27 protein-coding genes are annotated in these 25,974 nt (G+C 39.9%); 10 read left to right on the top strand and 17 right to left on the bottom strand.

Annotated features, from left to right (window positions below; translation table 11 throughout):
* The first annotated feature begins 79 nt into the window (after positions 1-79).
* Positions 80-1,126, top strand: coding sequence for an HD-GYP domain-containing protein (locus AC1TO9_RS21450; RefSeq protein ID WP_482054398.1), 1,047 nt, complete (start codon positions 80-82; stop codon positions 1,124-1,126).
* Positions 1,127-1,720: 594 nt separating this feature from the next.
* Here AC1TO9_RS21450 and sufB read toward each other — a convergent pair.
* The 6 genes from sufB to AC1TO9_RS21420 form a co-directional block, all read right to left on the bottom strand.
* Entirely contained in the window at positions 1,721-3,118 is a 1,398-nt protein-coding gene (gene sufB, locus AC1TO9_RS21445) for a Fe-S cluster assembly protein SufB (RefSeq protein ID WP_482054399.1), read from the bottom strand.
* Positions 3,119-3,135: 17 nt separating this feature from the next.
* Entirely contained in the window at positions 3,136-3,570 is a 435-nt protein-coding gene (gene sufU / locus AC1TO9_RS21440; protein WP_482054400.1) for a Fe-S cluster assembly sulfur transfer protein SufU, read from the bottom strand.
* The gene (locus AC1TO9_RS21435) at positions 3,560-4,780 is read right to left on the bottom strand and encodes a cysteine desulfurase (protein WP_482060475.1); all 1,221 of its coding nucleotides are present in this window, start codon (positions 4,778-4,780) and stop codon (positions 3,560-3,562) included. Before AC1TO9_RS21435 ends, sufU begins: the two co-directional genes overlap by 11 nt.
* A complete protein-coding gene (gene sufD / locus AC1TO9_RS21430; protein ID WP_482060474.1) occupies positions 4,777-6,084 on the bottom strand; it encodes a Fe-S cluster assembly protein SufD in 1,308 nt (435 codons plus the stop codon). Before sufD ends, AC1TO9_RS21435 begins: the two co-directional genes overlap by 4 nt.
* Before the next feature lie 24 nt (positions 6,085-6,108).
* A complete protein-coding gene (gene sufC, locus AC1TO9_RS21425; protein ID WP_482054403.1) occupies positions 6,109-6,891 on the bottom strand; it encodes a Fe-S cluster assembly ATPase SufC in 783 nt (260 codons plus the stop codon).
* 268 nt (positions 6,892-7,159) lie between these two features.
* A complete protein-coding gene (locus tag AC1TO9_RS21420) occupies positions 7,160-7,624 on the bottom strand; it encodes a Dps family protein (protein WP_482060473.1) in 465 nt (154 codons plus the stop codon).
* 226 nt (positions 7,625-7,850) lie between these two features.
* Here AC1TO9_RS21420 and AC1TO9_RS21415 point away from each other — a divergent pair, with 226 nt between their 5' ends.
* Complete coding sequence (locus tag AC1TO9_RS21415; protein ID WP_482054405.1) at positions 7,851-8,411, top strand: hypothetical protein; 561 nt, start codon at positions 7,851-7,853, stop codon at positions 8,409-8,411.
* 88 nt (positions 8,412-8,499) lie between these two features.
* On the opposite strand, the gene AC1TO9_RS21410 is transcribed toward AC1TO9_RS21415, so the two are convergent.
* Positions 8,500-8,877, bottom strand: coding sequence for a DUF423 domain-containing protein (locus tag AC1TO9_RS21410; protein ID WP_482054406.1), 378 nt, complete (start codon positions 8,875-8,877; stop codon positions 8,500-8,502).
* A 356-nt stretch (positions 8,878-9,233) separates the two neighbouring features.
* On the opposite strand from AC1TO9_RS21410, the gene AC1TO9_RS21405 reads away from it, so the two are divergent.
* The 3 genes from AC1TO9_RS21405 to yhbH all read left to right on the top strand — a co-directional run bounded on the left by AC1TO9_RS21405 (position 9,234) and on the right by yhbH (position 11,802).
* Positions 9,234-9,632 carry a hypothetical protein gene (locus AC1TO9_RS21405; RefSeq protein ID WP_482060472.1) on the top strand — a complete coding sequence of 133 codons (399 nt, stop codon included), beginning with the start codon at positions 9,234-9,236 and terminating at the stop codon, positions 9,630-9,632.
* Between the two features lie 25 nt (positions 9,633-9,657).
* Positions 9,658-10,509, top strand: coding sequence for a DegV family protein (locus AC1TO9_RS21400; protein WP_482060471.1), 852 nt, complete (start codon positions 9,658-9,660; stop codon positions 10,507-10,509).
* Positions 10,510-10,641: 132 nt separating this feature from the next.
* On the top strand, positions 10,642-11,802 hold the full coding sequence (gene yhbH, locus AC1TO9_RS21395) for a sporulation protein YhbH (protein ID WP_482054409.1): 1,161 nt from the start codon (positions 10,642-10,644) through the stop codon (positions 11,800-11,802).
* Between the two features lie 181 nt (positions 11,803-11,983).
* On the opposite strand, the gene AC1TO9_RS21390 is transcribed toward yhbH, so the two are convergent.
* The 3 genes from AC1TO9_RS21390 to AC1TO9_RS21380 are packed head-to-tail and all read right to left on the bottom strand — an operon-like array spanning position 11,984 to position 14,646.
* Complete coding sequence (locus tag AC1TO9_RS21390; protein WP_482060470.1) at positions 11,984-12,721, bottom strand: alpha/beta hydrolase; 738 nt, start codon at positions 12,719-12,721, stop codon at positions 11,984-11,986.
* Positions 12,722-12,735: 14 nt separating this feature from the next.
* The gene (locus AC1TO9_RS21385; RefSeq protein ID WP_482060469.1) at positions 12,736-13,938 is read right to left on the bottom strand and encodes an MFS transporter; all 1,203 of its coding nucleotides are present in this window, start codon (positions 13,936-13,938) and stop codon (positions 12,736-12,738) included.
* 45 nt (positions 13,939-13,983) lie between these two features.
* The gene (locus AC1TO9_RS21380) at positions 13,984-14,646 is read right to left on the bottom strand and encodes a TetR/AcrR family transcriptional regulator (RefSeq protein WP_482054412.1); all 663 of its coding nucleotides are present in this window, start codon (positions 14,644-14,646) and stop codon (positions 13,984-13,986) included.
* A gap of 503 nt (positions 14,647-15,149) precedes the next feature.
* On the opposite strand from AC1TO9_RS21380, the gene AC1TO9_RS21375 reads away from it, so the two are divergent.
* Positions 15,150-16,070 carry an AEC family transporter gene (locus AC1TO9_RS21375; RefSeq protein ID WP_482060468.1) on the top strand — a complete coding sequence of 307 codons (921 nt, stop codon included), beginning with the start codon at positions 15,150-15,152 and terminating at the stop codon, positions 16,068-16,070.
* Positions 16,071-16,184: 114 nt separating this feature from the next.
* On the opposite strand, the gene AC1TO9_RS21370 is transcribed toward AC1TO9_RS21375, so the two are convergent.
* The 3 genes from AC1TO9_RS21370 to AC1TO9_RS21360 all read right to left on the bottom strand — a co-directional run bounded on the left by AC1TO9_RS21370 (position 16,185) and on the right by AC1TO9_RS21360 (position 19,609).
* On the bottom strand, positions 16,185-17,162 hold the full coding sequence (locus AC1TO9_RS21370) for an aldo/keto reductase (RefSeq protein ID WP_482054414.1): 978 nt from the start codon (positions 17,160-17,162) through the stop codon (positions 16,185-16,187).
* 177 nt (positions 17,163-17,339) lie between these two features.
* Entirely contained in the window at positions 17,340-18,443 is a 1,104-nt protein-coding gene (glgD, locus tag AC1TO9_RS21365) for a glucose-1-phosphate adenylyltransferase subunit GlgD (RefSeq protein WP_482054415.1), read from the bottom strand.
* Positions 18,440-19,609, bottom strand: coding sequence for a glucose-1-phosphate adenylyltransferase (locus tag AC1TO9_RS21360; RefSeq protein WP_482054416.1), 1,170 nt, complete (start codon positions 19,607-19,609; stop codon positions 18,440-18,442). The genes glgD and AC1TO9_RS21360 overlap by 4 nt, the downstream gene beginning before the upstream one ends.
* Before the next feature lie 223 nt (positions 19,610-19,832).
* Between AC1TO9_RS21360 and AC1TO9_RS21355 the strand changes: the two genes are divergently transcribed.
* A complete protein-coding gene (locus tag AC1TO9_RS21355) occupies positions 19,833-21,572 on the top strand; it encodes a methyl-accepting chemotaxis protein (protein ID WP_482060467.1) in 1,740 nt (579 codons plus the stop codon).
* 68 nt (positions 21,573-21,640) lie between these two features.
* Here AC1TO9_RS21355 and AC1TO9_RS21350 read toward each other — a convergent pair whose 3' ends face one another.
* From AC1TO9_RS21350 to AC1TO9_RS21340, 3 genes are read right to left on the bottom strand one after another with little or no spacing between them, the layout of a single operon-like run.
* Positions 21,641-22,393, bottom strand: coding sequence for a hypothetical protein (locus AC1TO9_RS21350; RefSeq protein WP_482054418.1), 753 nt, complete (start codon positions 22,391-22,393; stop codon positions 21,641-21,643).
* Positions 22,390-23,088: an ABC transporter ATP-binding protein gene (locus AC1TO9_RS21345; protein ID WP_482054419.1), complete on the bottom strand. Its 699-nt coding sequence runs from the start codon at positions 23,086-23,088 to the stop codon at positions 22,390-22,392. The genes AC1TO9_RS21350 and AC1TO9_RS21345 overlap by 4 nt, the downstream gene beginning before the upstream one ends.
* Positions 23,081-23,491 carry a GntR family transcriptional regulator gene (locus tag AC1TO9_RS21340; RefSeq protein ID WP_482060466.1) on the bottom strand — a complete coding sequence of 137 codons (411 nt, stop codon included), beginning with the start codon at positions 23,489-23,491 and terminating at the stop codon, positions 23,081-23,083. The genes AC1TO9_RS21345 and AC1TO9_RS21340 overlap by 8 nt, the downstream gene beginning before the upstream one ends.
* A 245-nt stretch (positions 23,492-23,736) precedes the next feature.
* On the opposite strand from AC1TO9_RS21340, the gene AC1TO9_RS21335 reads away from it, so the two are divergent.
* The 3 genes from AC1TO9_RS21335 (at position 23,737) to AC1TO9_RS21325 (ending at position 25,267) form a co-directional block, all read left to right on the top strand.
* Positions 23,737-24,498, top strand: coding sequence for a threonine/serine exporter family protein (locus tag AC1TO9_RS21335; protein WP_482060465.1), 762 nt, complete (start codon positions 23,737-23,739; stop codon positions 24,496-24,498).
* 16 nt (positions 24,499-24,514) lie between these two features.
* Positions 24,515-24,946: a threonine/serine exporter family protein gene (locus AC1TO9_RS21330; RefSeq protein ID WP_482060464.1), complete on the top strand. Its 432-nt coding sequence runs from the start codon at positions 24,515-24,517 to the stop codon at positions 24,944-24,946.
* A gap of 87 nt (positions 24,947-25,033) precedes the next feature.
* Positions 25,034-25,267 carry a hypothetical protein gene (locus AC1TO9_RS21325; RefSeq protein WP_482054423.1) on the top strand — a complete coding sequence of 78 codons (234 nt, stop codon included), beginning with the start codon at positions 25,034-25,036 and terminating at the stop codon, positions 25,265-25,267.
* Here the strand turns inward: AC1TO9_RS21325 and AC1TO9_RS21320 are convergent.
* Positions 25,234-25,959 (bottom strand): HAD family hydrolase, encoded by a 726-nt coding sequence (locus AC1TO9_RS21320; protein WP_482060463.1) that lies wholly within the window; start codon positions 25,957-25,959, stop codon positions 25,234-25,236. The genes AC1TO9_RS21325 and AC1TO9_RS21320 overlap by 34 nt on opposite strands.
* Between the last annotated feature and the right edge of the window lie 15 nt (positions 25,960-25,974).

Below are 25,974 nucleotides of genomic sequence, written 5' to 3'. Positions count from 1 at the left end.
TTTCTAATACTTATTGTAAATCCATTTTTTTCTTGATATGATACACTTGATGCATCATTTTTACGAGAGGAGACTTCACTTGAGAGTTCATGTAACCGATTTAAAACCTGGGGATATTTTGCTAGCTGACACTTTTAGTGATCATGGTTTACACGTCTTACCTAAAAGTACTGCATTAGGATCACCCGAGATTAATAAGCTATTGATGCATGGAGTCGACTTTGTGGATGTCCAAACTTTCCATGTAGCGGATCCTATAAAGGATTTAACTAAGAAGGAAGAAGCTCTCTCTAGAGCTAAACCTGATATAGAACAAGCGGTTGACGGATTTGAGAACATCTATTTAGAAGCACTTAGAACAGGATCCATCAATAATACTGTGATTGACGACATCATGCATCCTTTAGTTGATCAATTAATAGAGAATAAAGACGTTGTTTCTTTATTGCTAGTGCTTGACCAGAAGGATGATTATACATACTATCATTCCATGCAGGTTGGAATGCTGTCATACTATATTGCATCTTGGATTGGATACTCTAAGAAGGATGCCTATATAGCAGGTAAAGCCGGATATTTACACGATATAGGAAAATGTAGAGTACCTTCAGAATTACTTCATACGCCTACTAAATTAACACCTGAAGAATATGAAACAATCAAACTTCATACCACTTATGGATACGAGATCATTCGTAATTCTTCAATGGATGAAGTATTGGCACTAGTTGCTCTACAGCATCATGAACGTGATGATGGTAGTGGTTATCCTCTTAGAATCAATGAACATAACATCCATCCATTCTCACAAATTACGGCCGTTGCTGATACATTCAGCGCGATGACTACTCCCCGAGTCTATCAGTCCAACCAAGAATTATTATCTGTTCTTAAAGAGATTTATAATCTTAGCTTTGGGAAATTAAATGGCAAACCTACGCAAGCTTTTATTAGACATATACTTCCCAATTTCATTGGTAAGGAAGTACTGCTATCCTCTGGAGATTCCGGAACCATCATCATGACTAATAATCAAGACTTCTCTCGACCTCTCGTCCAGGTCGACGCAAACTTCTTGGATCTATCCATCGAACGTCATTTATCCATCGAACAAATCATCGTTTGATTTCAACTCACAGTAGCAGGCTCCTTAAGAACTGGGATCCTGTTATTTTAGATGCGAATCATGATCTCAGCGCGGTGGGCGTGGGGGCACGGTCAGTGCACTCAGCGTATCGCGCAATGGGTGCGGCATCAGATTTCTAACGGAAGTACAGTCCTCTAAACCCATCACTATTCCTCTTTCCCCCACTTTAGTTGCTTAAAAGACATCTAATTTCTCGAAAAACCCATTTTTCCGCGATTCTCTCAGTTTTAACTGTCATTTTGCAATTATTTCTCGCAAGCTTGCCTATTCTGCTAATTTAAGTGTTGTTTAGGCACTTATTCCGTTCCCGTAGTCTTCCTTCCTCTGCAATTCACGTGGGATACATCTAAAGGTCCGAAAAAACTTATATTATGTAAAAAAAGAAGACGAACTTAAAAAGTTCGCCTCCTACACTAAGAGAAAAATATGATTGGTACATTTCAGTCCACGCACTCACAAAGGGCGTAACTTGAATTGGCACGAATTCGGCACGGATGATTTCCCTCGCTACTCAAATAGATCAAAAGGGTTATCAACCCTCATTGAAGGTTGATAACCCTTACCATACAAAACTTACCCGATAGAACCTTCCATCTCGAACTTGATCAGACGGTTCATTTCTACCGCATACTCCATTGGAAGTTCTTTGGTAAATGGTTCAATGAAGCCCATAATGATCATTTGAGTGGCATCAGCCTCTGTAAGACCACGGCTCATTAAATAGAAGAGTTGTTCTTCAGACACCTTAGATACTGTAGCCTCATGCTCCAATATAATATTATCATTCATAATCTCATTATATGGAATTGTATCCGAAGTGGATTCGTTATCTAGAATCAACGTATCGCACTGGATATTAGACTTAGCCCCTGTTGCTTGACGTCCAAAGGAAGCTAGACCACGATAAGTTACCTTACCACCATGCTTACTGATGGATTTAGATACAATCGTAGATGTCGTATCGGGTGCTAAATGAATCATTTTCGCCCCTGCATCCTGATGCTGACCTTTACCTGCAATCGCAATGGATAGAACCATTCCTTTGGCTCCACGGCCCTTAAGAATAACAGAAGGATATTTCATCGTTAGTTTGGAACCGATGTTACCATCTACCCATTCCATCGTAGCATTCTCTTCTGCTACAGCACGTTTTGTAACCAGGTTGTAGATATTCGGTGCCCAGTTCTGAATTGTCGTATAACGTACCCGTGCATTCTTCTTAACGACAATTTCTACAACGGCACTATGCAGAGAATTCGTGCTGTATATTGGCGCTGTACAGCCTTCTACATAGTGAACATGGCTGTCTTCATCCGCGATAATCAACGTACGTTCGAATTGCCCCATATTCTCAGAGTTAATACGGAAGTATGCTTGTAGAGGCATTTCACATACAACACCCTTAGGTACGTATATAAAGCTTCCTCCCGACCATACCGCACTGTTCAAAGCTGAGAACTTGTTATCCGTTGTTGGAATCACTGTACTAATATATTCCTTAACAATCTCAGGATGCTCTCTAAGTGCTGTATCCATATCCATGAAGATAACACCTTGTGCTTCAAGATCTTCTTGCATGCTATGATAGACCACTTCTGATTCATATTGTGCAGATACCCCAGCTAGAAACTTCTGTTCTGCTTCAGGGATTCCTAGCTTATCGAATGTTTCCTTGATTTCAGAAGGTACCTCTTCCCATGTCTTACTTTGTTTATCGGAAGCTCTTACGAAGTATTGGATTTCATTGAAATCCAAATCATCCATATTTCCACCCCAAGTTGGCATTGGCATTTTCTCGAACTGTTCCAGTGCCTTTAGACGGAAATCAAGCATCCATTCAGGTTCATTCTTAATACGAGATATTTCCATAACAACTTCACGAGTCAAACCTTTTCCAGTCTTAAAAATAGATTCATGTTCATCGCGAAAGCCATATTTATATTCTTCTAACTCTGGTGATTTCTTAGCCATATTCATTCATCTCCCTATCATAATTTATTGAATTGTTCCTCATCAATCACTTTGCGTAGTGCATTCCAAGAGAGCGTTGCGCATTTAATGCGTGCAGGGAACTTATTCACTCCAGATAAGGCTTCAATATCTTCGTATTCATCAAATTGAACGTCTTTACCTAGCATAAGCTCTGAAAAACGTGCAATCATTTCCTTCGCTTCTTCCAGGGTTTTACCTTTCACTGCAGCTGTCATCATCGAGGCAGACGACATACTAATGGAACACCCATCACCCGTATATCTAGCATCTTCAACGATTCCATCATTGACCTTGAGTTGCAGCGAAATCTTGTCGCCACAAGTAGGATTATTTAAATCCACCGTTATAGCGCCCTCTTCGAACTTTCCTTTATTACGAGGATTCTTATAATGATCCATAATTACCTGACGGTATAAGTCATCAAGTTTCATCGCCGAAATACTCCTTTGTCTGGATTAAGGCACTAACGAGACGGTTAATATCTTCTTCTGTGTTGTATAAGTAGAAGCTTGCACGAACGGTCGAATTCACATTCAACCAACGCATGAGCGGCTGGCAGCAATGATGTCCAGCTCGAACAGCTATTCCACTAGCATCCAATACAGTAGCTACATCATGAGGATGAACCTCACCTAAATTAAAGGTTATCAGCCCTACTTCCCGTTTGCGAGGTCCATACAGTGAAATCCCTTTAATCTCAGACAGTCGGTCCATAGCATATGTTGCTAGTTGAACCTCATGGCGTTCGATATTATCCATTCCAATCTCATTCAGGAAATCAATCGCTGCACCTAATCCTACAGCACCTGCAATAATAGGGGTTCCGCCTTCGAACTTCCAAGGTAGTTCCTTCCATGTCGAGTCATGAAGACCTACCTCATCGATCATTTCTCCCCCGAATTCAACTGGCTCCATGAACTCAAGCAGTGCCTTCTTACCGTAAAGTACACCGATACCAGTTGGACCACACATTTTATGAGAAGAGAATGCATAGAAATCACTATCCAAGTCTTGAACATCCACTTTCATATGTGGCGTGCTTTGAGCTCCATCTACCACAAGAATAGCACCGTGGCGATGGGCGATCTCAGCAATTTTTTTCACGGGATTCACGACTCCCATGACATTGGATACATGTGCGATGGATACAATTTTAGTCTGAGCTGTTACCGATTTCTCAACTTCAGCCAGATCAACTGATCCATCTGGTTGTAACGTAATATATTTGAGCGTAGCACCAGTAGCTTTGGCCACCTGCTGCCACGGAATGAGATTACTATGATGTTCCATAGGTGTAATTACAATTTCGTCGCCTTCACGACATACCGCACGAGCATAAGATGTAGCAACCAAATTTAATGCCGTTGTTGTCCCACGAGTGAATATAATTTCTTGTGTACTTCGGGCATTAATGAAGCGAGCTACCTTCTCACGCGCACCTTCATAGGCATCTGTAGCACGGCTACCTAGAGTATGCACCCCACGATGAACGTTCGCATTATCCCACTCATAATAATGCTGCATTGCATCAATAACAACACGAGGCTTCTGAGATGTAGCTGCGCTATCCAGATAAACTAACGGATGTCCGTTGATCTCCTGCTGCAGAATAGGAAATTGCTCCCGTACATGAAGGTTCATCGTCCTAGCTTCCTTTCAACAAGGGATTGAAGCTGAGTCTGCAAGCCTTCCAGTGGAATCTGAGATACTACTGGAGCCAAGAAGCCATAAATAATCAAAGCTTCTGCTTCTGAACGCGTAATACCACGGGACATTAAGTAATAGACTTGTTCCGCATTCACTTGCCCAACAGATGCTGCGTGACCTGCCGTTACATCGTCTTCATCAATTAGAAGCAATGGATTCGCATCCCCACGTGCTTTCGGACTAAGCATTAACACTTTTTCCGTCTGCTGACCGTCTGCTCCGGAAGCGCCATGTTCAATTTTCGTAATCCCATTGATAATTGCTGTGGATTCCTCACGTAATACAGCACGTGTAATCATTTGGCTAGGCGTGTTCTTGCCGAAATGCTGTGCTTTGGTCGTATAATTAAGCTTCTGTGCTCCTGATCCAACAGCGATGATCTTAGAATCAGAAGATGATCCATTCCCTTTGAGGATAGAATTCGTATCACTCATCGTATTCCCATCGTTCATCTCACCAACGATCCATTCGATTACAGCATCGTTGTCCAAGATAGCACGACGATAAGTTAATTCTGTCACTTCTTTACCCAATTGATGCACAGTAGCATAACGAACCTTCGCTCCAGCTTTTGCGAACACTTCAACAGAGCCATTAAGAACAACTTCCGCTTCAAGCTCACCCGATACATAATTATCAACGTAAGTTACGTTACTGTTCGTATCTGCGATAATTAATACGTGTGGCGCAAAGGTTGCCTGTCCTTCATCCGTTAGAAAAATAGCTTGAAGTGGTATCGTAACTTCTACGTTCTTAGGTACATATAGGAATACTCCACCGTTCCAAAGCGCAGCATGTAAAGCAGTAATGTAGTTTTCTTCCATTCCAATCGCTTTATGCAAGTAACTCTTCACTAATTCTTCATGTTTACTTGCCGCTGTATGAAGATCCATAAAGATAACACCTTGATCAGTCAATTCAGAAGATAGCTTAGAATATACTACGCCAGAATTATGCTGAACGATAAGACTATCTTGTAATCCTTGATCTTTAATCAATCCTTGCACCGTAGCTGGAAGCTTCTCGATAGAATCAATCACAGTCGAATCTTGATATGCTCCGTAAGCTTGCGTGTTCCAACGATCTATTCTCGTCTTCTCTAGACGAGGAAGTTCCAATTGACTGGCTAACTCCAATCCTTTTAAACGTAGTTCAGTTAACCAACCTGGCTCATTATTACGTTTCGATATTGTTGCTATACTTTCGGTGTTAACCGGAAGAATGGTTTGTGTTGTCATTTCAATGTCCTCCTCCCGTTATATTTACGCTTCTTGCCCTACGGTTTCGTCTTCAATGCCAAGCTCTACCTTGATCCAATCATAACCATCAGCTTCCAAACGTTCAGCCAACTCAGGTCCACCGGATTTCACAATAACACCATTCATCATCACATGGACGAAATCAGGCTTAACATAGCTCAACAGGCGTTGATAGTGAGTAATAATAAGGAATCCACGATCTTCATTTCTCATCGCGTTCACACCATTTGCAACAATTCTCAATGCATCGATATCCAGACCTGAGTCAATCTCATCCAGAATAACAATTTTAGGATCTAGCATCATCATTTGCAGAATTTCGTTACGCTTCTTTTCTCCACCTGAGAAACCTTCGTTCAAATAACGATGAAGAAACTCTGGGTTCATTTCAAGTTCTTTCATCTTAGCTTCCATTTGACGAATGAATCTAATCAATGATATTTCGCTTCCTTCTTCGCGACGTGTGTTCATTGCACTGCGAAGGAAATCGGAGTTCGTTACTCCGCTAATTTCACTTGGATACTGCATTCCTAGAAAAAGTCCAGCACGAGCGCGTTCATCAACAGCCATCTCAAGAACATCTTCCCCATTCAATAACACTTTACCTTCACTAACTTCATACTTAGGATGTCCCATCAAAGCAGAAGCTAACGTACTCTTACCTGTACCGTTTGGACCCATGATTGCGTGGATTTCTCCACCCTTCATCTCCAAGTTGATACCTTTTAATATTTCTTTACCTTCGATTGATGCTTTAAGTCCTTCAATGACGAAATTTGTAGTCATATTTGTTATTCCCTCCGTTATTTTGATAGTTGGTAAAAATAAAAACTATATTTGAAATGGATTTATCGCTCCAATTTCAAGCATGTGTTACGTTCTTTATACTCATTCTAAACTAAATCCATTTGATTCTCAATGATTCTCACTTAATTCTTTTTATATAGTCATTATTGATCGCTTCGGAATGACCGATAGATAAGCAAAATAGGCTTGGCCAAGTGGATCAGCCAAGCCCAACGATCATCATTCATAACTGTATCTCTTACTTAAATTATCCCAAAAAAGAACGCAGCATCCACATATGCTTCTCAAAGTCACCTTTGATACCAATCAAGATGTCCGCTGTGACATGATCAGTCGATTGTTCTGCCAATTGGATTCCTTCGACTACTTCTTCTGAGATCGTAGCTAGGTCTTCAATCATATTTTGTACCATTTTAGCTGCGTCTTCTTTACCTTCAGCTTCTTGAATTGTAGTAATCTCCAGAAATTCCTTCATTGTTGCTACTGGACTTCCTTTAATCGTCAATAAGCGTTCAGCCACTTCATCCATCTTCAAAGTGATATCATTATATATTTCTTCAAATTTCTCATGTAATGTAAAGAACTTCTCACCGCGAACATACCAGTGATAATTATGTGCCTTTACATATAATACGTTTAAATTAGCTACTTGTTGATTTAATACTTGTTCTAACGTTGTATCTGCTGATTTAACTGAAGTTACCTTTGTCATGTTAATCGCTTCCTTTTCTATAAATGATTAGATAAGATTTGCTCATAACTATATATTACCCCTATTCCCTACCATTTGAAACATGGAATGTATTATTCCATTCTTAATAATGTACAAATGTTGACATTCATTTCTTTTGACCCATGTCATAAGGACTATTTTATTTTCCATTTTAATGGTATAGTCTAGAAATGATATAAGATTTCAATGATAGGTTGGGGGACATATGGATATTACACAAGACAATGAGGATACAGGTTTTTTATTCAATGTCGATATATTAATCAAGAATCAATCTAATGCTATTGCACTTCAGTTGTTAGTTGAAATGATCAATCAAAATGAGCATATACTAGATTTCAAAGTGAAGTCTGGCATTAAACTTGGCGGAATTATAGATACCCTTCTAGAATTAAAGAATAATCCACCAATCACCCAAACAAACGTATTCCACTCCGCAGCATTCAGTAACAATAAAGTTGGTAAAGGCGAGAAGGTAGCCGCTCAATCTAAGATCGTTAAGTCTAATATTCAACGCGCCACTTCCAATCCAAAGCTTATTGACCCAAACACTAAACCAATTGATGATCCTAGAAACTGGATTAGATCATCTATTATAGACAATCGACTAGTACGTTTAGTAGCTAATCGCAAGGGTCAACACATCAATATTCCATGTCGCATATTGAATTTCGATGAAGATAAGCAATTTATTAATGTGTATCATGTTGATGAGAAACAAGTGTATAACTTTAACCTGAATGAAATTGATTCCTTCGATAGTTAGATTAATTTAGCATTCATGCAACCATTAAGAAACGGCCATGTCGTCCATTATTAAGGACAACACAGCCGTTTCTTATTGGGATGAATGATCATTTCTTGTATTGAACAATCGCTAATAAGAAGTAGATCCAACCCGCAATAAAAGCTATGCCACCAATAGGGGTAATGGCTCCCAATACTTTGATACCACTTATGCTCAATACGTACAAGCTGCCCGAGAATAGAACTATTCCAACTATAAACAAGCAACCTGCCCAGTACAGTCTTCTAACTTCTCCAATTTGCCCGGCTGTTAATCCCACTAGAATAAGAGCAAGTCCATGAATCATATGATATTGTACACCTGTCTCATATACACCTATTGCTGCCTCACCAATTCTAGGCTCTAATAAATGCGCGCCAAAAGCCCCAATCATAACAGAGAGGGCCATCACAATAATTCCCCACTTCATAAATCCTTGTCGCAAGAAAGTCCAACTCCTCTTCCTATAATCTAATCCCCTTTAGCTATAATAACTTATAGCTTAATCGTTTACCACCTTCCTTTTTAAGGTAATTAAAAATAACAATCCTTGATTTTTCCAGTCAAATATGGAAAAGTATTAATATAAGTAAGTGCGAGTTCAAAAAGTTAGATTTTCAGCACCGAGAAGATTGGATGAAGATAGGGAGTGAGGAGCGGAGCGTAGGCAGTACCTACGTGAGCACCGGAAGGACCGACTGAATTCAATCTTCGATGTCGAGTAAGCTTCTTGATATACTTCGTGATCAAAAGGTGACTTTTTGAACAACCTCTAAAATTAATATTGTTAAGGAGAGATCAATGATGGACCCTATTGAACTACATCGCCCAACACCTGAGCCAATACCAGCCCCACTTAAACATTCTGGACTTGGCATCGCTTCCTTTGTGCTAAGTATGGTCAGTTTATTAGGTTATATAGCTGCTGCCGCTCTAATAGGCGCCATGATCTCACCTTATTTAAATGGTGAAGGTCTTCCTGATTCAAGTGAGGAACTGTTTCAGATCGTAGGTGGTGTTGTTATACTTGCTTTATTATTCGTATTATTAAATGTGATTGGTTTTATTCTAGGTATTGTTGGCGTGTTCTTAAAGAATAGAAAGAAGATATTTGCGATATTAGGCTTAATTTTGAACGGTGTCATTGTGCTATGTATAGCTGCATTTTTTATATTCGCTGTCATAAACGCTACAACATAATCCATATATAACAAGGGAGAATCACATGCCAAATATTAAAATTTTTGCAGATAGTACTAGTGATTTACCTGCCTCTTGGATTGAACAATTCAATATTGGCATCGTGCCATTATATGTTGTTTTTGAACAACAGTCATTGAAAGATGGCTTAGAGATTACCCCTGCTGATCTCTACCAGAAGGTATCTGTGAATGGAATCCTACCTAAAACGGCCGCCCCATCACCTGCTGACTTTATTGCTGCATTCACTCCCTACATAGAGCAAGGTGATCAGATTCTATTCATCAGTCTTTCTTCAGAGCTTTCTGCAACTTATCAGAATGCAATCATTGCTGCTGATGAATTCCCAGCAGACCAGATTACTGTCTTCGATTCTTTGAACTTATCTTCTTCCATTGGACTTTTAGTTATGAAAGCCGTTCACGCTGCTGAATCTGGAAGCTCATTAGAGGAAATCGTCACACTTTTGGAAGCTGTAAGACCTGAAATAGAAGCCGAGTTCGTTGTAGATACGCTCGAATACCTATACAAAGGTGGGCGCTGCTCTGGTATGCAGAACCTCATCGGTAGCCTTCTAAAGATTCGTCCTATTATTAAAGTGTCAGAGGGTAAAATGACTCCATCTGATCGGATTCGCGGAAAACGTGATAAAGCTGTGGATCTGCTATTACAAAATGCCCTTAATAAGAAAGACCTTATGGATCAGGATCTCATTTTCGTCGTTCATTCTTTAGCAGAAGAAGATGCCCTTCGTGTCCAAGCCAGTCTTCAACAGCATACGAATGCTAAGGTAGCACTTGCCACCGCAGGCTGTGTCGTTTCTTGCCATTGTGGACCGCAAACCATCGGTATCATGTATTCCAAGAAACCTCAATAGAGGTAATCCAAAAGACGACTTCACTGGTCTACCAAAGATCAGGGAAGTCGTTTTTGCACATATCATACCTTTCAGTGAATATACTTACTAACAACTATACTTACCGCATATTGCAGTGGGAGGTGCTCCGTCATGTCAATGTCACACCAACCTTATTCGTTCGTCGTTTCCCGCGAAGACTGGTCTCTACATCGAAAAGGCTATCAAGACCAAGTCCGACATCAACAAAAAGTGCGGGATGTCATTAAACAAAACTTGCCCGATCTCATTACTGAAGAGAATATTATTATGTCCGATGGCAAACAGATCATCAAAGTTCCAATCCGCAGCTTGGATGAATATCGCTTTATTTATAATTATCAGAAACAAAAACACATTGGACAGGGTGATGGAGAAAGCCAGGTTGGAGATATACTCGGTCGCGATCCTGTACAGAAGCCTGGCAAAGGAGATAAAGCAGGTGACCAGCCAGGGCTAGATACCGTTGATGCGGAGATCAGCATTGAAGAAATTGAGAATATGCTTTTTGAAGAATTAGCACTTCCCAACTTACAACAGAAAGATAAAGAGCAGGTCGAGACCCACAAGATTGTATTTAATGATGTTCGCAAAAAAGGTATGATGTCTAATCTCGATAAAAAAAGAACGATTCTAGAAAATTTACGCAGAAATGCTACAACTGGAAATCCTGGCATTCATAATATAAATCCAGATGACTTAAGGTATAAAACATGGGATGACATTGTAGTACCTGAATCCAATGCAGTCATCATAGCGATGATGGATACTTCTGGATCTATGGGTTCTTTCGAGAAATATTGTGCTCGGAGCTTCTTCTTCTGGATGAATCGATTCTTACGTAAGCAGTATGAAAGGGTTGAGATTGTGTTCATCGCACATCATACAGAAGCCAAAGAAGTTACGGAGAATGAGTTCTTCACACGCGGTGAAAGTGGCGGTACCATCTGTTCATCAGCCTACCAGAAAGCACTCGAAATTATTGATCAACGATATCCTCCTTCTAAATTCAATATTTATCCTTTTCACTTCTCAGATGGAGATAATTTATCATCCGACAATGATCGTTGTGTCAAGCTAATCGGAGAGTTACTCAAAGTAAGTAATGTATTCGGTTATGGAGAAGTGAATCAATACAATCGAAGCAGTACATTGATGTCTGCCTATCGCAATATAAAAGTCGAGCAATTTATGTATTATGTTATTAAGGAGAAGGGCGAGGTATATCAAGCATTGAAGAGCTTCTTTCAAAAACGTGAGGGTGTGCAGAGTTAATAGCATAGACAGTACCAAGCCACATGGAGTATATACTTTCATGTGGCTTGTTTCGGATTATGCTCCACTTTCAACGAGATGAGGACTCATGTATGCTGTACTATGGTTAGAGGAAAGGATTCACAAATTCAATCCCCTGCTCCATAACGCAATCAATAAGCGCCTTATAATCTTCGTAATCTTAAGCACCTTTCAAAAAATCAATAACCTCTTTAAACACTTTATCCTTCTCGCATTCTATGGTGATGTTGTGACCGCAATGATCTAAATAAGTCTTTTTAATTTCCTTTGACGAGACACCATTGGCTAATATATCAATCCCTTTTTGATGAATCGTGTTATCTTGCTTGGCATGAATGATCAATATAGGTTGTGTAATTTTTTTTAATGACTTTTTCGTGATACGTTGTAATTTGTTTAATTCGTCTACACTTCTTACTGGTATTTTGCTATAACCTAATAAGTGTTTTGTCTCTTCTTCTCGTCGTTCCCTCTCTACCCATTCGCTATACTTCATGAAATACTTGGCTAGGCCAGCATACTTTGCCTTCGGGTCCCTATTAACTAAGGCTGGCGCAAGAGCCACTACTTTGTTCACCTCGTAGTTACCTGCTAGATTAAGAGCCAATACCCCACCCATAGAGTGACCGATTACATGTATGGTGGTACAGATTCCTTGTAGCCTAGCATAACCCTCTGCAACAGACTCGATCCAATCTGTATATTTACAATTTTCCATATCCTCTATGACGGTTCCATGTCCAGACAATAGAACTCCAAGAACGGTATATCCTACTTTGTGGAGCTGTTCGCCAAGCTCTCTGATCTCTGCAGGTGTTGAGGTGAACCCATGTATCAAGAGACAACCCGTTTCATTCCCTGAAAAGAAAAACTCCTTCTTCAAATCAATATCTTCCATCTGCCATATCACTCCTATCCAATATACATACTTTTCTCTATCGGTTTCTCAATTTTACTAGTTAAAAGAATACATACTGCAATCACAATCCAGAACCCTGCCAATGGGAAGAAAATCTTATATCCGATAGAATCCAGTAAAACACCCATTAAAAGACCGGCAATAAATTGCGAAATGGATACGAAGAAATTGAAAATCCCCATGAACTCACCTAAACGATCCCGTGGAACCACTTCTGCTAGAATGGCATAAGCGGTTACCTGAATGGCAATAAACCCGATTCCTATAACAGACATTACTACGTAGAGTCCGGATGCCCCCGTAACAAAGATAGCTGCAAACATCGCAATTACAAATATAATAACTCCGAGAAGCATCACCGTTGTCCTCTTCATTTTATCGGATAGAACACCTAAAGGGTACGCGAACAAAGCGCCTGTTATCGTAAGCAATAGTAGAGAGAAACTTGCGGTATCCGCAGTTAAGTTTAAATGTTGGATGCAGTATTTAACAAAGTAAGGGGTTATACTTCCATATCCAAGATAAATGAAAAAAATAGCCGCAAACAATTTCATGGCTGAAGGATATTTATAGAAGTCAAAAGCTAATTTCGTAACTTTACGTTCCGTGTTAGCAGGTTTCTCCTTAATTAGAAGCAATGTAATCACGACGGTTAGTATCCCAAGAAAAGCGCTTACAATGAAAGGGAAGCTATGATTCTGATTGAATGAGCTTGTGTTATCCCACAGCTTAGGGCCAATAATAAAGATAAACGCACCACCCAGTACACTAACTACCTTGGAGAATCCGTTAGCAAGCCCCAGTTGACTCTCTTTTACCGTCTCCGGAATCAATGAATAATAGGGACCTTGATAGAAATTCAAACTGAAATAGAATATAAAAGCGATAGCAAATAAAGACCAGTAACTAGGTGCAAAGGGTAAAAAACACATGGATATCGTTGTAACAACCGCCCCCATCAGCATGAATGGCTTTCGTCTACCCATTTTAAATTTAGATCTATCACTTAAGACTCCGGCTATGTACTGAACAAAAATTCCGGTAAAAGAACCCATCGTGATCAGAAAACCAGCCTTTGTATTACTCACGTCAAACGTAGCTACTAGCATGGGAATTAAAGTCATGTTCATTGCCCACAACAGTCCTACACCTAAATTGGGAAGTCCAATAATATAGGGTAAAGATTTTTTATCCATTGCTACACCTCTTCTTATTTATTCGGCAATCGTTAGGCATCGAGTTTAGTAGCTTATGTAGTTTATTGCCATACCGATCACGAGTTTCACTTGCAATTCTCCTTCAATATCCTGATCACTATTCAGTATCGAGTTCCTCGAAATTAATTTCTGACACAAGCTGATCAGTGTATGGGTTAAGGTCATGTAAAATTCTTCGTTATGAACAGAAGGTTTGATACTTCCTTCCTTTTTACCCTTTTCCATTGCTTCAATCATGAAAGGTTTCAAATTCAATATGGTTTTCTCATATATTTCTAATCGATCGGGTGAGATCTTTTCTTTCATAATGTAATGATCAAACTCTTCAATAAATCTCAGAAAGTCCTTATGGTTCTGGTAAAGCGTTAAGAATACCTCTAACAATAATTCAACCCTTTGAATCCCCTTAAGCGCTGTATACTCCGTTTGATTAAAATTCTCAAAAAAGGTAGTGATGATGCTCTCCCAGTTTCTTATACCGACTTCAATCACAAGCTCTGGTTTGGTCTTGAAATAACGATAAACAGAAGCAACTCCAACCTCAGCCTGTTGGGCAATCTCAGTCATTTTCGTATTTTCGATTCCGTTTACTTTGAACACGGCAATTGCAGCCTGAATCACCTCTTCCTTTCGCTGTTCTTTCTGTTGATCTTGCTCGTTCTTTCTTTTGTTTTTTAAATTCATCATAGATATCCTCTGTTTCTTAGAATCATTCAGTTGATAGTCGTACTATCAACTTGAAACTCATTATATCAGCCTTAAATTATTTTTCAATATGAAATATCATAAAGGATATCGACGAACTGCATAACAAAATTCCTCAGCTCTGTACAAACGAACTGAGGAATCGTCATTTAATGTGAAAGTTACGGTGTAAAATCTCCATTAAGATTTGATAATATCCCCAATGATTTATTCCTCACTTCATAAATTTAAAAAAAAGATTTAAAGTGCATTATATTATTTAATCACTTTATCACTTTTTTTTCTAATTACACAAAAACAGAATAGCATAATATATCATTCATACAATTTCTAAATATCACTGTTAGTTTTAGATTTCGGAATAGTAAAGGTAAGCGGGGACCCTACTACATAGGGTAGTTATTATTCGTAGTCATAATCTCAAAGAATGCTATAATGAGAAAGTTACTTTGATTTATCCATCTCTCACAAAGGAAGTTGAACTTATGATTGCTGACATCATGCTAGAAGTCGTATTACCCGTATTCGTACTCATTGGAATTGGGTCTTGGATGCAACGTGTATTCCGTCTAGACCTATATACGTTAGCCAAAATAAACTTTTATTGCATTACACCTGCTGCCGTTTTTATGAGCATGTATCACTCCGATATTTCAGGAGAGCTACTGGGAACAATCACGCTATTCTACGCACTATATGTACTTATCCTCTACTTGATAGGCTCACTACTATCCCGTTTTATGAAGCTTAGCAAAGGGATGAAGGCTGCATTCAATAATAGTATTATGCTGGATAATTCGGGGAACTACGGGATGCCGATCAATGCATTAGTATTTAAAGGTGACCCATTAGCCGCTTCCATTCAAGCGTTCATCATGTCACTTCAGAGTTTATTAACCTTTACATATGGTGTTCTCTCTATCCAAGGGGCGAAGCTTAAGGGGAACTACAGAAGTGTATTGATTGGTTTTCTCAAAATGCCTGTCCCCTACGCATTAGGTATCGGGTTGCTTCTTCGTGCGCTGAAGGCTCCTCTTCCAGTCTTTATCTCACAACCGCTAACCTATGCACAGCAATCTATGGTCGCTATCGCGTTGCTAACACTTGGAGCACAAATCGTGAAATATCCGTTACACTTGTATCGACTAGACGTTTATGTGAGTGTATTCGTGCGCCTTCTGATCGGACCCGCAGTGGGTTGTTTCCTTGTATTCACCCTAGGGATACAAGGAATTCCTGCACAAGCATTACTCATCGCTTCAGGTATGCCAACAGGTGTCAACTCATCCATTCTGGCTGAAGAGTATCATAACGAACCCGATTTCGCCGCACAAACCGTATTAATCTCGACCTTATTGAATGTGATCACAATTACAGCCTTGATCTCTCTAGCAAGAACTTTCTAAGTTGCTGATATATAGCAAATCTCGATCCTCAGAAGCTTCATATAGACGTGGAGTTAAATCCGATGAATATAATGGATAGCCACTAATCTAGATGATCCGGTATTTCTTACGATATTATTTGGTTTGATGCTCTCTCGCACTATGATAGAGCTTGTACCATTCTTCCCGAGTCATAAGTTCCGCCTGCCTCTCAGCATCTTGGCAAGCCTTAATTCGTGCCTCGTTCGCCGTACCTAACACAGGCTGAATCATTGCGGGATGTCTCATAAGCCAACCGAGTACGATAGCCTCCATTGTCGTTTCTTTATCGTTTGCCATTTGCTTAACCAGTTTAGCGGTAATGCGAATTCGTTCCGGCTCGTTCTCTAGGGATCTTCCTGAGAATCTACCTTGTGCAAGTGGTCCCCATGATTGAATCTGTATCTTCTCCAATTGACAGAATTCCATCAGCCCTTCGGAGAAATTCGTAGATGCCCCGGCTTTCTGATTCACAAATACGCTTTGGTCAATCCAATCCAGACGAGCCAAGCTCATTTCAAGCTGATTTACTGCTAGCTGATCAGGCAAACTTTGCTGTAGAAATTTAATTTGAGCAACGCTCATATTGGAAACTCCGAAATAACGTACTTTACCACTCGCTTTTAACTTTCCTAATGCTTCCGCTACCTCTTCAGGTTCCATTAATGGATCTGGACGATGCAATAACAATACATCTAGGTATTCAATTCCTAGTCTCTTAAGTGAACCATCAACTGCATTCAAGATATGATCCTTAGAAAAGTCGAACTGTTCTGTCGTATCAGCATCTCCAAGTCGGATACCACACTTCGATTGAATAACGATCTGCTCACGCAGTCCCGCTCTGCTTTTCAATATTCGACCGAAGGTTTCTTCCGCTTTTCCCATCGTATAAATATCTGCATGATCAAACATAGTCACTCCAATGGCGAGCGCAGCTTCTATCGCTTTCTCAGCGTTCAGAATATGATCTTGTGTGATAGGCTCCTGATTCCACCCACCTCCAAACGGCATACATCCAAGCACAAGTCGACTGGTCGAAATTCCACGTTGTTCCAAAGGCATGATTTTCATTTATAATCCTCCTGTTAAACTATTATTGTTCCTTACCTCTAGTATACCAAGTAATAGTCCTTCTAAAAGACAATCCTCCAAGTTTATTATATGAGCGGTCTAGTTAATTCTAGCGACAGTGAAACCACACACTTAAAGACGGTACCATCTTTAAGTATGTGGCTTCATGATTTCTTATTAAATAACTTTCCTTTTCACAGCAACAAATGGCGCACGCTCATGCCCTATTAAGGTTCTATCTGCTTTGATGATGACATCCTTATCAATAATAGCCTGTTCGATGGAGCTGTTCTCATGGATCATACCATTCTGCATCACGATGCTATTTCTTACAGTCGCACCTTTACGCACATGGACCCCTCGGAATAGAATAGAGTTCTCAACAGTACCTTCAATCACACATCCATTGGCCACCATGGAATTACTTGTGCGACTGCAAGCTAAATGTCGCGTTGGAGGTTCATCTTTTATCTTCGTATATATAAGTCCCGGCGTAAAGAATAACTCTCTCCATACATTCGCATTCAGCAGATTCATACTGTGCTTGTAATAGCTATTCAATGTATTGATAACTCCTAGATACCCAGGGTGGGAATACCCATAAATATTCAGTCGACCCATATTGGCACGAATCGCATCTTTCATAAAGCTATGATGACCTTCGGCTAGGGATGCTTCTATTAAATCTAGCAGTAGACTTTTCTTAAGGAAGAACATCTCCATGGATACCTTATCACCATGCGGTGATGCATTCGGCTCCCAGATTGACGTCACTCGACCTTTATCATCCATTCCAATACGTGTGGAGAATGAATCGACATCACTCGTATCTTTATATACTACGGTGATGTCTGCTCCAGTACTATTGTGGAATTCCTGTAATCCGTTGAAGTCGATATTACATACCATGTAGCTTCGTGCGATTAACACATATTCCTCGCTACTTCGATGTAAATAATCTCTGTGGGCATTTAATGCGTGAAGGTCTCCAATGGAACCTTCCAGTCCTTCCTTCATAGGAGGAAGAATGAACAACCCCGATCTTTTACGATCTAAATCCCATTCCTTCCCTGACCCTAGATGATCCATTAATGAGCGATATTTCGTATGTGTAAATATGCCTACATTTGTAATGCCAGAGTTAACCATGCTTGATAGAATGAAATCAATAAGACGATAGCGACCAGCAAACGGAACTGATCCGATATTTCGATGATACGTAAGTTCTTCCAACTGATCTGTCTCATTCACCATATTGATGATTCCCATAACATTCTTCATGTCGACATCTGCTCCTTCTTAGGTAATAATTCGGAAGGGATTGATTCGTGATTACCTACAAGCGTAACCTCAGCTGAATCAGGTGATCCTACGATACTTCCATCCCCAATGACGGATCCTTCACCCACAATCGCTTTGTAGATCGTTACATTCTCACCAATCTTTGCATAAGGCATAATAACGGAATCAGTGATCACACTCCCCGCTCCAATCTCAACACCATAGAACAAGACAGAGTGTTTCACTTCTCCAAATACAATGCAACCTTCATTTACAAGAGAATTAACAATGTTCGCGGACTCTGCGATATATTGGGGAGGTTGATTCGGATTCAGAGAGTAAATACGCCATTTACGATCATCTAGTCTTAGACTAGTCTCATCATCCAATAAGTCCATATTTGCTTCCCAGAGGCTCTCAATCGTCCCTACATCTTTCCAGTATCCCTCGAAAGGATAGGCTGACAACTGTATACCATCTTCTAACATCGTAGGAATAATGTCTTTTCCGAAATCATGACTAGATTGCGAATCAACGGCATCATCCTTCAAGTATTGTTTCAACGTCTTCCATGTATACATATATACACCCATTGAAGCGAGATTGCTTGTACTATCCTTTGGTTTCTCTTGAAAATGAGTCACTTTATACTTTTCATCCACACTTAGAATTCCGAAACGGTTCACATCTTTCCATTCGACTTCAATGACTGCGATCGTCGCATCAGCCTTTTGTTCTTTGTGAAAATGGAGCATTCGTTCATAATCCATTTTGTAAATATGGTCACCCGATATAATTAGTACATATTCAGGATTGTATTGTTCAATATAATCGATGTTCTGATATATAGCATCTGCGGTTCCTTTGTACCAATCACCACCTTTTCGCTTAATAAATGGAGGTAAAATCGAGACTCCGCCTTCTTTACGATCTAAATCCCACGGTTTACCAATGCCAATGTAATGATTCAATACTTGAGGATGATACTGTGTTAATACGCCAACCGTATCAATACCTGAATTCGTACAATTACTGAGCGTGAAATCGATAATACGATACTTGCCACCAAAGAACACGGCAGGCTTTGCTATTTTTCTAGTTAATTTACCTAAGCGTTTACCCTCGCCTCCTGCTAGTAACATGGCTATGCATTCCTTTTCCTTCATCACATAACCCTCCCTCACGACAATATAATCCTTCTCCAAATATATGAGAAATTGGACAGGAATATGACTACATAGTACGGATCACCTACCATCCCTCTCACCCAATTAACACTATCCATCCTTCTTATAGGATTTAGGCCATATATTGAGATATATTAAATTTAATTTTTTTTGTTTTTATACCGATAATACTTAAATAGACATATACAAGGGAGAGAAACACATGCAGAAGCTTTTGAAGACTATCAAGAATTATCGAAAGAATCAAACGATTACCCAGCAACTCATCCTGATGCTAATCGTCGTAACACTTGTAAGTATTGGCTCAGGAGCTAGCAATATTATATCGAACCGAGCGGTATCAGACAGCATTAAAGATTCACAGTATGCAATCGAGCAAGAACAAGGTTACGTAGAAGTAGCTGATACAATGCAACGGGATCTCATATGGATGATCGATATGCTAGAGACAGGAAACAGAGATAATCGAGCAAGTCTATTGGAAGATATCGATAAGCTACCTAAGGATATCGAAGCGCTAACTTTACAATTCAACGAATTTGATAAGTATTTGAATTTGACGAAACAAACGTTTGCGGGTTATGTTAATGTTTTAAATATGGTCTATGATACCTTGACTGATGTTCAGCCGCAGATCACAGATGACATAACGGACTTCGATCGAAGCATATTGAAACAGAAAGTCATGAATACCTACACATCTGTTTTATCTTATAGTAAGACCATGATAAACGAGAAATTCCAGGAAGTATTACGAGAAAATCAGGCTAGTCTAAGCCAAAGTGTATCTCGAGCCAACATAGCCATATTTGTTAGCAGTGCAATTCTTATCATTGCACCATTCTTGATGATTATGAACTTTATTACTAGAATTCGAAAAGGGTTATCAGGCATCATGAAGCGTATTGACTCCTATCAAAATAGTGATTTCACTTATGAAGAAAATTTAAATCGTGGTGATGAATTTGGTACGATAGATCAGAAGCTCGCTGTCATGGGAGCTAATCTTCGGATGACTATTCAATCTACCCTCGACATTAGCAACAATGTCATGGATATATCCCAACGTATGGAAGGCATTGCCGAAAACAACAAAGAAGCGTCTGTTACGGTCAAGAAAGAGATTGATAATAGTGCACCCGTACTTTTATCTCAACTGGACGAGACCACATCTATATCTGCAGTAACCGAGCAAGTATCTGCTAGTTCTCAGCAAATCACGGCATCTAGTGAATATATTAATGACAATATGCAATTGATGAAGGATTCTTCACATGTTGGCGTCAAGCATATGAATGAAGTTGTTAAATTAGTGGATCGCACAAGTAATGAGTTCGACCAGCTCATGGAAGTATTCGATACGATGTCAGAACGATATAACCATATCGAACAGACCCTGTCCGGCATTCAAAATGTAAATACCCAGACCAATCTATTGTCCTTGAATGCCTCGATTGAAGCAGCTAGAGCGGGTGAACATGGAAGAGGATTTGCTGTTGTTGCTGATGAAATTCGTAAACTATCGGAGAATACCAAATCACTTTCTGAGGAGATTAATACAGATCTAGTGCTTATCCATTCGAATATGACCTCTTGTGGACAAAGTCTAACTACCTTCTCAAATGTTATTCAGGAAACGAAAGTTATTTCTGAAAAGTCTAGCACCACATTCCAAGAGTTAGAATCACAAAGTTCTATTCTAGCTGGTCAAGTTAGTGAAATTACGTTGGCCATTGGTGAGATTTCCACGAGCATGAGCAATATTGTTGATTCGGTCGAAACATTATCCACCTCATCCTCTGAGGTAAATTCACGTATGCAACTTGTAAGTGAAGTTTCACAAGGTCAGAACGAAATATCCGATCAATTATATGATCTAACCCACACTTTAAAGAATGCTTCAACGAGCTTAAAGGAAAGTACAGACGCTTTTAAGGTATAACTAAATAATGTGAAACAAATACAACAGCCTCGAACGCGAGCTAATACCGCGTTCGAGGCTGTTTGTTATTACACTTCTACTTTTCGATCAATGAGTTTCACCATAATATACAGAAAGGCAACGGAACATACTAACTCAAAGATGAACATTCCTATGAAGTTGCCTGAAACATACATTGATTTAAGATTCATACTGGTGGATACACCATTCTCTAGAGGTTCCGTTTGAAGTGCGAACGCTTGGAATATGCCCCAATCAGATTCTCTAGTAAACAATGATTCTATCCAAGATAGCCCATTTATAATAAGAAAAAAGAATAAAATTCCTATCCAAGTGCTACCCTTCATACGGATACTAGCAGCAATGGTGATAGATAAGAAAATAGTAATCAATATATTAATAATCATCCAAACCGTACTGAACAGAGTCATTACCGTTTCTAAGGGATACATTTTAATTTGATCCATGATGCTATCTATCGCTCCGTAACCCGACAGATATACATATCCATGAATGCCCGCCATGAGACTTAATACCAATAAACATACCCCACACATCACAATAGGCGATAGAATGGACTTTAACGTGTACACAGGCAATAATTTACGGTGGTAGGCTTTGAGATTATAACTAAAGGTTTGGATCGGTGTTATAAACAGAATCACTCCGGCGATAATATAAGCAGAAATAGTGAGCCCTGTTAATATCATTTTATTATCAATAAATAGCATTATCGATACCTGCACTAGAATAAGTACAGCCATAACTCCTAGTAACCTGCTTCCATTTCGCTTAAAGTCATATTTCAACAATTTCATCATTCTGCATACACCTCTTTAAACATGTCATCAACGCTTTTTCCATATTTAATTCGTATATTCTCCACTTCTTCTTGCATCACAATCTCTCCTTCACGGATAAAGATCACTTCATCAAAGATTCGCTCAATATCACGCACAAGGTGGGTGGATATAATAAGACTACTATCCTCATTGTAGTACTCTACAATCGCATCCAATATCTTGCCTCGTGCAACTGGGTCTACTCCACCAATCGGCTCATCCAGCAAATAAAGACGTGCTTTACGTGATAAAGCCAGTGTAAGTTGTAATCGTTCACTCATCCCTTTGGACAACACACTGACACGGTCACTTTCATTCAGTTTCATGAATTGAAGCATTTCAAGTGCTTTCGAACGATCGAAATCTTCATAGAAATCTTGGAAAAAGGAAAGGGCATCTCGGACCTTCATCCATGATTCCGTCAACGGTCGATCTGGCATGAAGGATACTAATCCTTTGCTGCTCAACCCCACAGACGTTCCTGCTACAGATATCGTTCCTTTAGATGGCTGCAACAACCCAGAAATCATCTTCATGAGCGTACTCTTCCCGCTTCCATTACTTCCAAGAAGACCTACAATCTTCCCTGTTCCGATTTCAAGGGACACATCATTCAAAGCACGTTTCGATCCATACTTCTTCGTTACATCATTTATTTGCAATAAATTATTCACGCTCGTTCACTCCTCTCTCTTGGTCTGGGACTGATCCAGAACCTGTCGTTACCGCCTCGGATACGATAGACACGATATCTTGATTAGCAAATCCAAGTTCCTGCATGCCTTTGATAAATCGCTCTAGCAAATCTCCCGCCATTTCCTTCTTCATCTCCATAATTTTAGATTCTTCATTTGTCACGTATCTTCCGAGACCACGTCTCGTCTCAACAATCTCTTCTCGCTCTAGCTCCTGAAAGGTCCGCTGAATCGTATTCGGATTAATTTGTAATTCAGCTGCTAATTCTCGAACCGATATTATTTTGTCGCCAGCCTTTAATGAACCTGTTACGATTTGTCTTTTGATGTAATTCATGATTTGCAAATAGATCGGCTGATTATTGTCAAATTCAATACTCACAATAAGTTAATCTCCCTTCTTCAGTGTTACTGTTATAGACAAATAGTACACTATGACTGTATCGTTGTAAAGCCTATTTAATAACCTTTAGAAGAATAAAACCTCAGCACCAAATAAATAATAAAAAACAGCAACTTTTCCTTCCCATGTTCTCCATTATATTTCCCACATGATATAATGACTTTGTCTTTATAGATTGAATGCGATAATCGCTTATGAATAGCATGACGAGGGAGATGATCGCCTTGGAAATAAGAGTAGAACAACCCATTCACGAAGTCGTTGAAGTTTGTCTGTTAGCTGGGAAAATAATGTTACAAAGTGGGGCTGAAACTTATCGCGTAGAAGATACGATGTCGCGAATTGCATCTTCATTTCATCTTCTAGACTCACATACTTTTGTGATGCCAACCGGAATTATCTTTCAACCCAATGGCGCTGAATCAGCCAAGCTGATCCGAATCGTAGAACGGACAACCGACCTTCAGAAAGTGAATGCAGTGAACGGCATTTCAAGACAACTAAGCAACGGGGAACTCTCCATTCAAGAAGCACATAGCATGCTCTGCAAGATTGACAAAGAGGCTCACGCCTATTCCATAGCATTCCAAATTGCCGCAGCTTCGATTGCGAGTGCTTGCTTCACCATCATGTTCCAAGGTACATGGTCTGATTTCGTCCCTGCTATGCTTTGTGGCGGATTAGGTTATAGCACCTTTATCTATTTACACCGCTTAGTAAAGGTGAAATTTTTCGCCGAATTGATCGCAGCTTTCCTAATTGGAATCGTCTCTTTCTTACTGACCTCAGTAGGATTTGGACAATCAGTGAATAAGATCATTATCGGTTCCGTCATGCCACTGGTTCCAGGTCTACTTATCACGAATGCAATACGCGATTTAATGGCGGGGCATCTTATTTCCGGGCTATCTAGAGGTGCTGAGGCGTTCCTAACTGCTTTTGCTATTGGAACAGGTGTGGCTGTCGTTTTCACTATTCTCCATTGAAAGAGGTCTGATCAATATGTTGGTACAAATAGTTACCAGTTTCATTGCTTCTGCCGCCTTTGCGGTTCTCTTCAACGCCCCCCACAGATCCCTACTTCAGTGCGGACTTGTTGGCACACTAAGTTGGATGATCTATACTTTGTTGCTGGGATATACTGATGATGTGTTGGCTGCACTTGTAGCCACTTTCCTGGTTGGCATCGTTAGCCAGATGTTTGCGAAGTTTTATAAAATGCCAGTAATTATTTTTAGCATCTCAGGCATTATTCCATTGGTTCCAGGTGGACTCGCTTATAATGCTATGCGCAGTGTCGTGGAGAATGATTATACCGCTGCCGTTCAGTTCGGTGTTCAAGCCTTCCTACTCGCTGGATCCATCGCCTTGGGTCTCGTATTATCAGAAGTACTGAATCAATCTTTCCGTAGGAGTATTCCTCCTATATCTTGATCTACGAGTCCTATAGTACCCACCTTTAAATAACAATGAATATCACGTATAATAGAAGTTAAGTCAATTCCAAGGAGGAATGTACACATGTCAACCAGTAAAGCTAAGAAAATTCGACTCAAACTGGAGAAACAAGGGAAGATCAATCCAGAGCTTATGCGTGGATCTTGGATGGGAATCAATCCTGTCGTCCAAACATTGCCCACACTACAACAGAAACGCACACAACTCCATAATAAACACAAAAGGAATCGAGCCATTGAGAGCAGCGATTCCTTTTTATATGCTTATTTTAATAAAATCCGACTAATCTCTTCGTAGTTCCCTACAATATAATCGGGGATATGATCAGACTCTGGTTGCGTATTCCGATGATTGAACCACAGCATATTCCATCCTGCATTCATCGCACCGACAACATCGTTACGCCACGTATCACCGATATAATAACTATGCTCCGCAGTCGTTCCTGTAACGTTATTCACATGGGCGAATAACCGTGGATCTGGCTTATCAATGCCCACACCACCTGACACAAATATATGATCCGCTGGAATGATATGATCCAATGATAAAGATCTTATTTTGCCCATTTGATGTTCTAAAGGTCCATTCGTAATTAACCCAACGACAACATCATTACGCTGCAGATGCTTGATTAATTCAATGGCCCCTGCAAACGGCTGAATCTCAAATTGTTTCCCCAGATACTGTGCCTGGATTGCCTCTGCCTGTTCCCTATTAAGTGATATCCCAAACTCTTCAAGTGCGAGAATATATCGCTGGCTTCGCATTTCCTCGAGTATGTGGGCACCATCTTCAGCATTCACATCTCGATTACGCTCCGTTAGAAGATCACTATAATATCTGACTCGATGATACACCGTTTCATAAGGGAAATCCTCTCCCAAAGTAAGCACATGCTGCAGTGCAAATCGAAGCGGATCCAGATGGTCGTAGAGCGTGTCATCCACATCAAAAAACACCCCTATAGGTGAGTTAACTTGTCCCAATTGAGGTTTCCTCCT

The sequence above is a fragment of the Paenibacillus sp. Y916 genome (genome assembly GCF_056786435.1).
This window is presented reverse-complemented; position numbering and strand designations above follow the sequence as displayed.

Bases quoted from the DNA above. Each gene is read 5' to 3' on its own strand.
- AC1TO9_RS21370 (WP_482054414.1), bottom strand. From the start codon at position 17,162: ATGAAAATCATGCCTTTGGAACAACGTGGAATTTCGACCAGTCGACTT.
- AC1TO9_RS21325 (WP_482054423.1), top strand. From the start codon at position 25,034: ATGTCAACCAGTAAAGCTAAGAAAATTCGACTCAAACTGGAGAAACAA.
- glgD (WP_482054415.1), bottom strand. From the start codon at position 18,443: ATGAAGAATGTTATGGGAATCATCAATATGGTGAATGAGACAGATCAG.
- AC1TO9_RS21355 (WP_482060467.1), top strand. From the start codon at position 19,833: ATGCAGAAGCTTTTGAAGACTATCAAGAATTATCGAAAGAATCAAACG.
- AC1TO9_RS21390 (WP_482060470.1), bottom strand. From the start codon at position 12,721: ATGGAAGATATTGATTTGAAGAAGGAGTTTTTCTTTTCAGGGAATGAA.
- AC1TO9_RS21385 (WP_482060469.1), bottom strand. From the start codon at position 13,938: ATGGATAAAAAATCTTTACCCTATATTATTGGACTTCCCAATTTAGGT.
- yhbH (WP_482054409.1), top strand. From the start codon at position 10,642: ATGTCAATGTCACACCAACCTTATTCGTTCGTCGTTTCCCGCGAAGAC.
- AC1TO9_RS21415 (WP_482054405.1), top strand. From the start codon at position 7,851: ATGGATATTACACAAGACAATGAGGATACAGGTTTTTTATTCAATGTC.
- AC1TO9_RS21360 (WP_482054416.1), bottom strand. From the start codon at position 19,609: ATGAAGGAAAAGGAATGCATAGCCATGTTACTAGCAGGAGGCGAGGGT.
- AC1TO9_RS21400 (WP_482060471.1), top strand. From the start codon at position 9,658: ATGCCAAATATTAAAATTTTTGCAGATAGTACTAGTGATTTACCTGCC.
- AC1TO9_RS21350 (WP_482054418.1), bottom strand. From the start codon at position 22,393: ATGATGAAATTGTTGAAATATGACTTTAAGCGAAATGGAAGCAGGTTA.
- sufU (WP_482054400.1), bottom strand. From the start codon at position 3,570: ATGAAACTTGATGACTTATACCGTCAGGTAATTATGGATCATTATAAG.
- AC1TO9_RS21435 (WP_482060475.1), bottom strand. From the start codon at position 4,780: ATGAACCTTCATGTACGGGAGCAATTTCCTATTCTGCAGCAGGAGATC.
- sufC (WP_482054403.1), bottom strand. From the start codon at position 6,891: ATGACTACAAATTTCGTCATTGAAGGACTTAAAGCATCAATCGAAGGT.
- sufD (WP_482060474.1), bottom strand. From the start codon at position 6,084: ATGACAACACAAACCATTCTTCCGGTTAACACCGAAAGTATAGCAACA.
- AC1TO9_RS21330 (WP_482060464.1), top strand. From the start codon at position 24,515: ATGTTGGTACAAATAGTTACCAGTTTCATTGCTTCTGCCGCCTTTGCG.
- AC1TO9_RS21405 (WP_482060472.1), top strand. From the start codon at position 9,234: ATGATGGACCCTATTGAACTACATCGCCCAACACCTGAGCCAATACCA.
- AC1TO9_RS21420 (WP_482060473.1), bottom strand. From the start codon at position 7,624: ATGACAAAGGTAACTTCAGTTAAATCAGCAGATACAACGTTAGAACAA.
- AC1TO9_RS21380 (WP_482054412.1), bottom strand. From the start codon at position 14,646: ATGATGAATTTAAAAAACAAAAGAAAGAACGAGCAAGATCAACAGAAA.
- sufB (WP_482054399.1), bottom strand. From the start codon at position 3,118: ATGGCTAAGAAATCACCAGAGTTAGAAGAATATAAATATGGCTTTCGC.
- AC1TO9_RS21375 (WP_482060468.1), top strand. From the start codon at position 15,150: ATGATTGCTGACATCATGCTAGAAGTCGTATTACCCGTATTCGTACTC.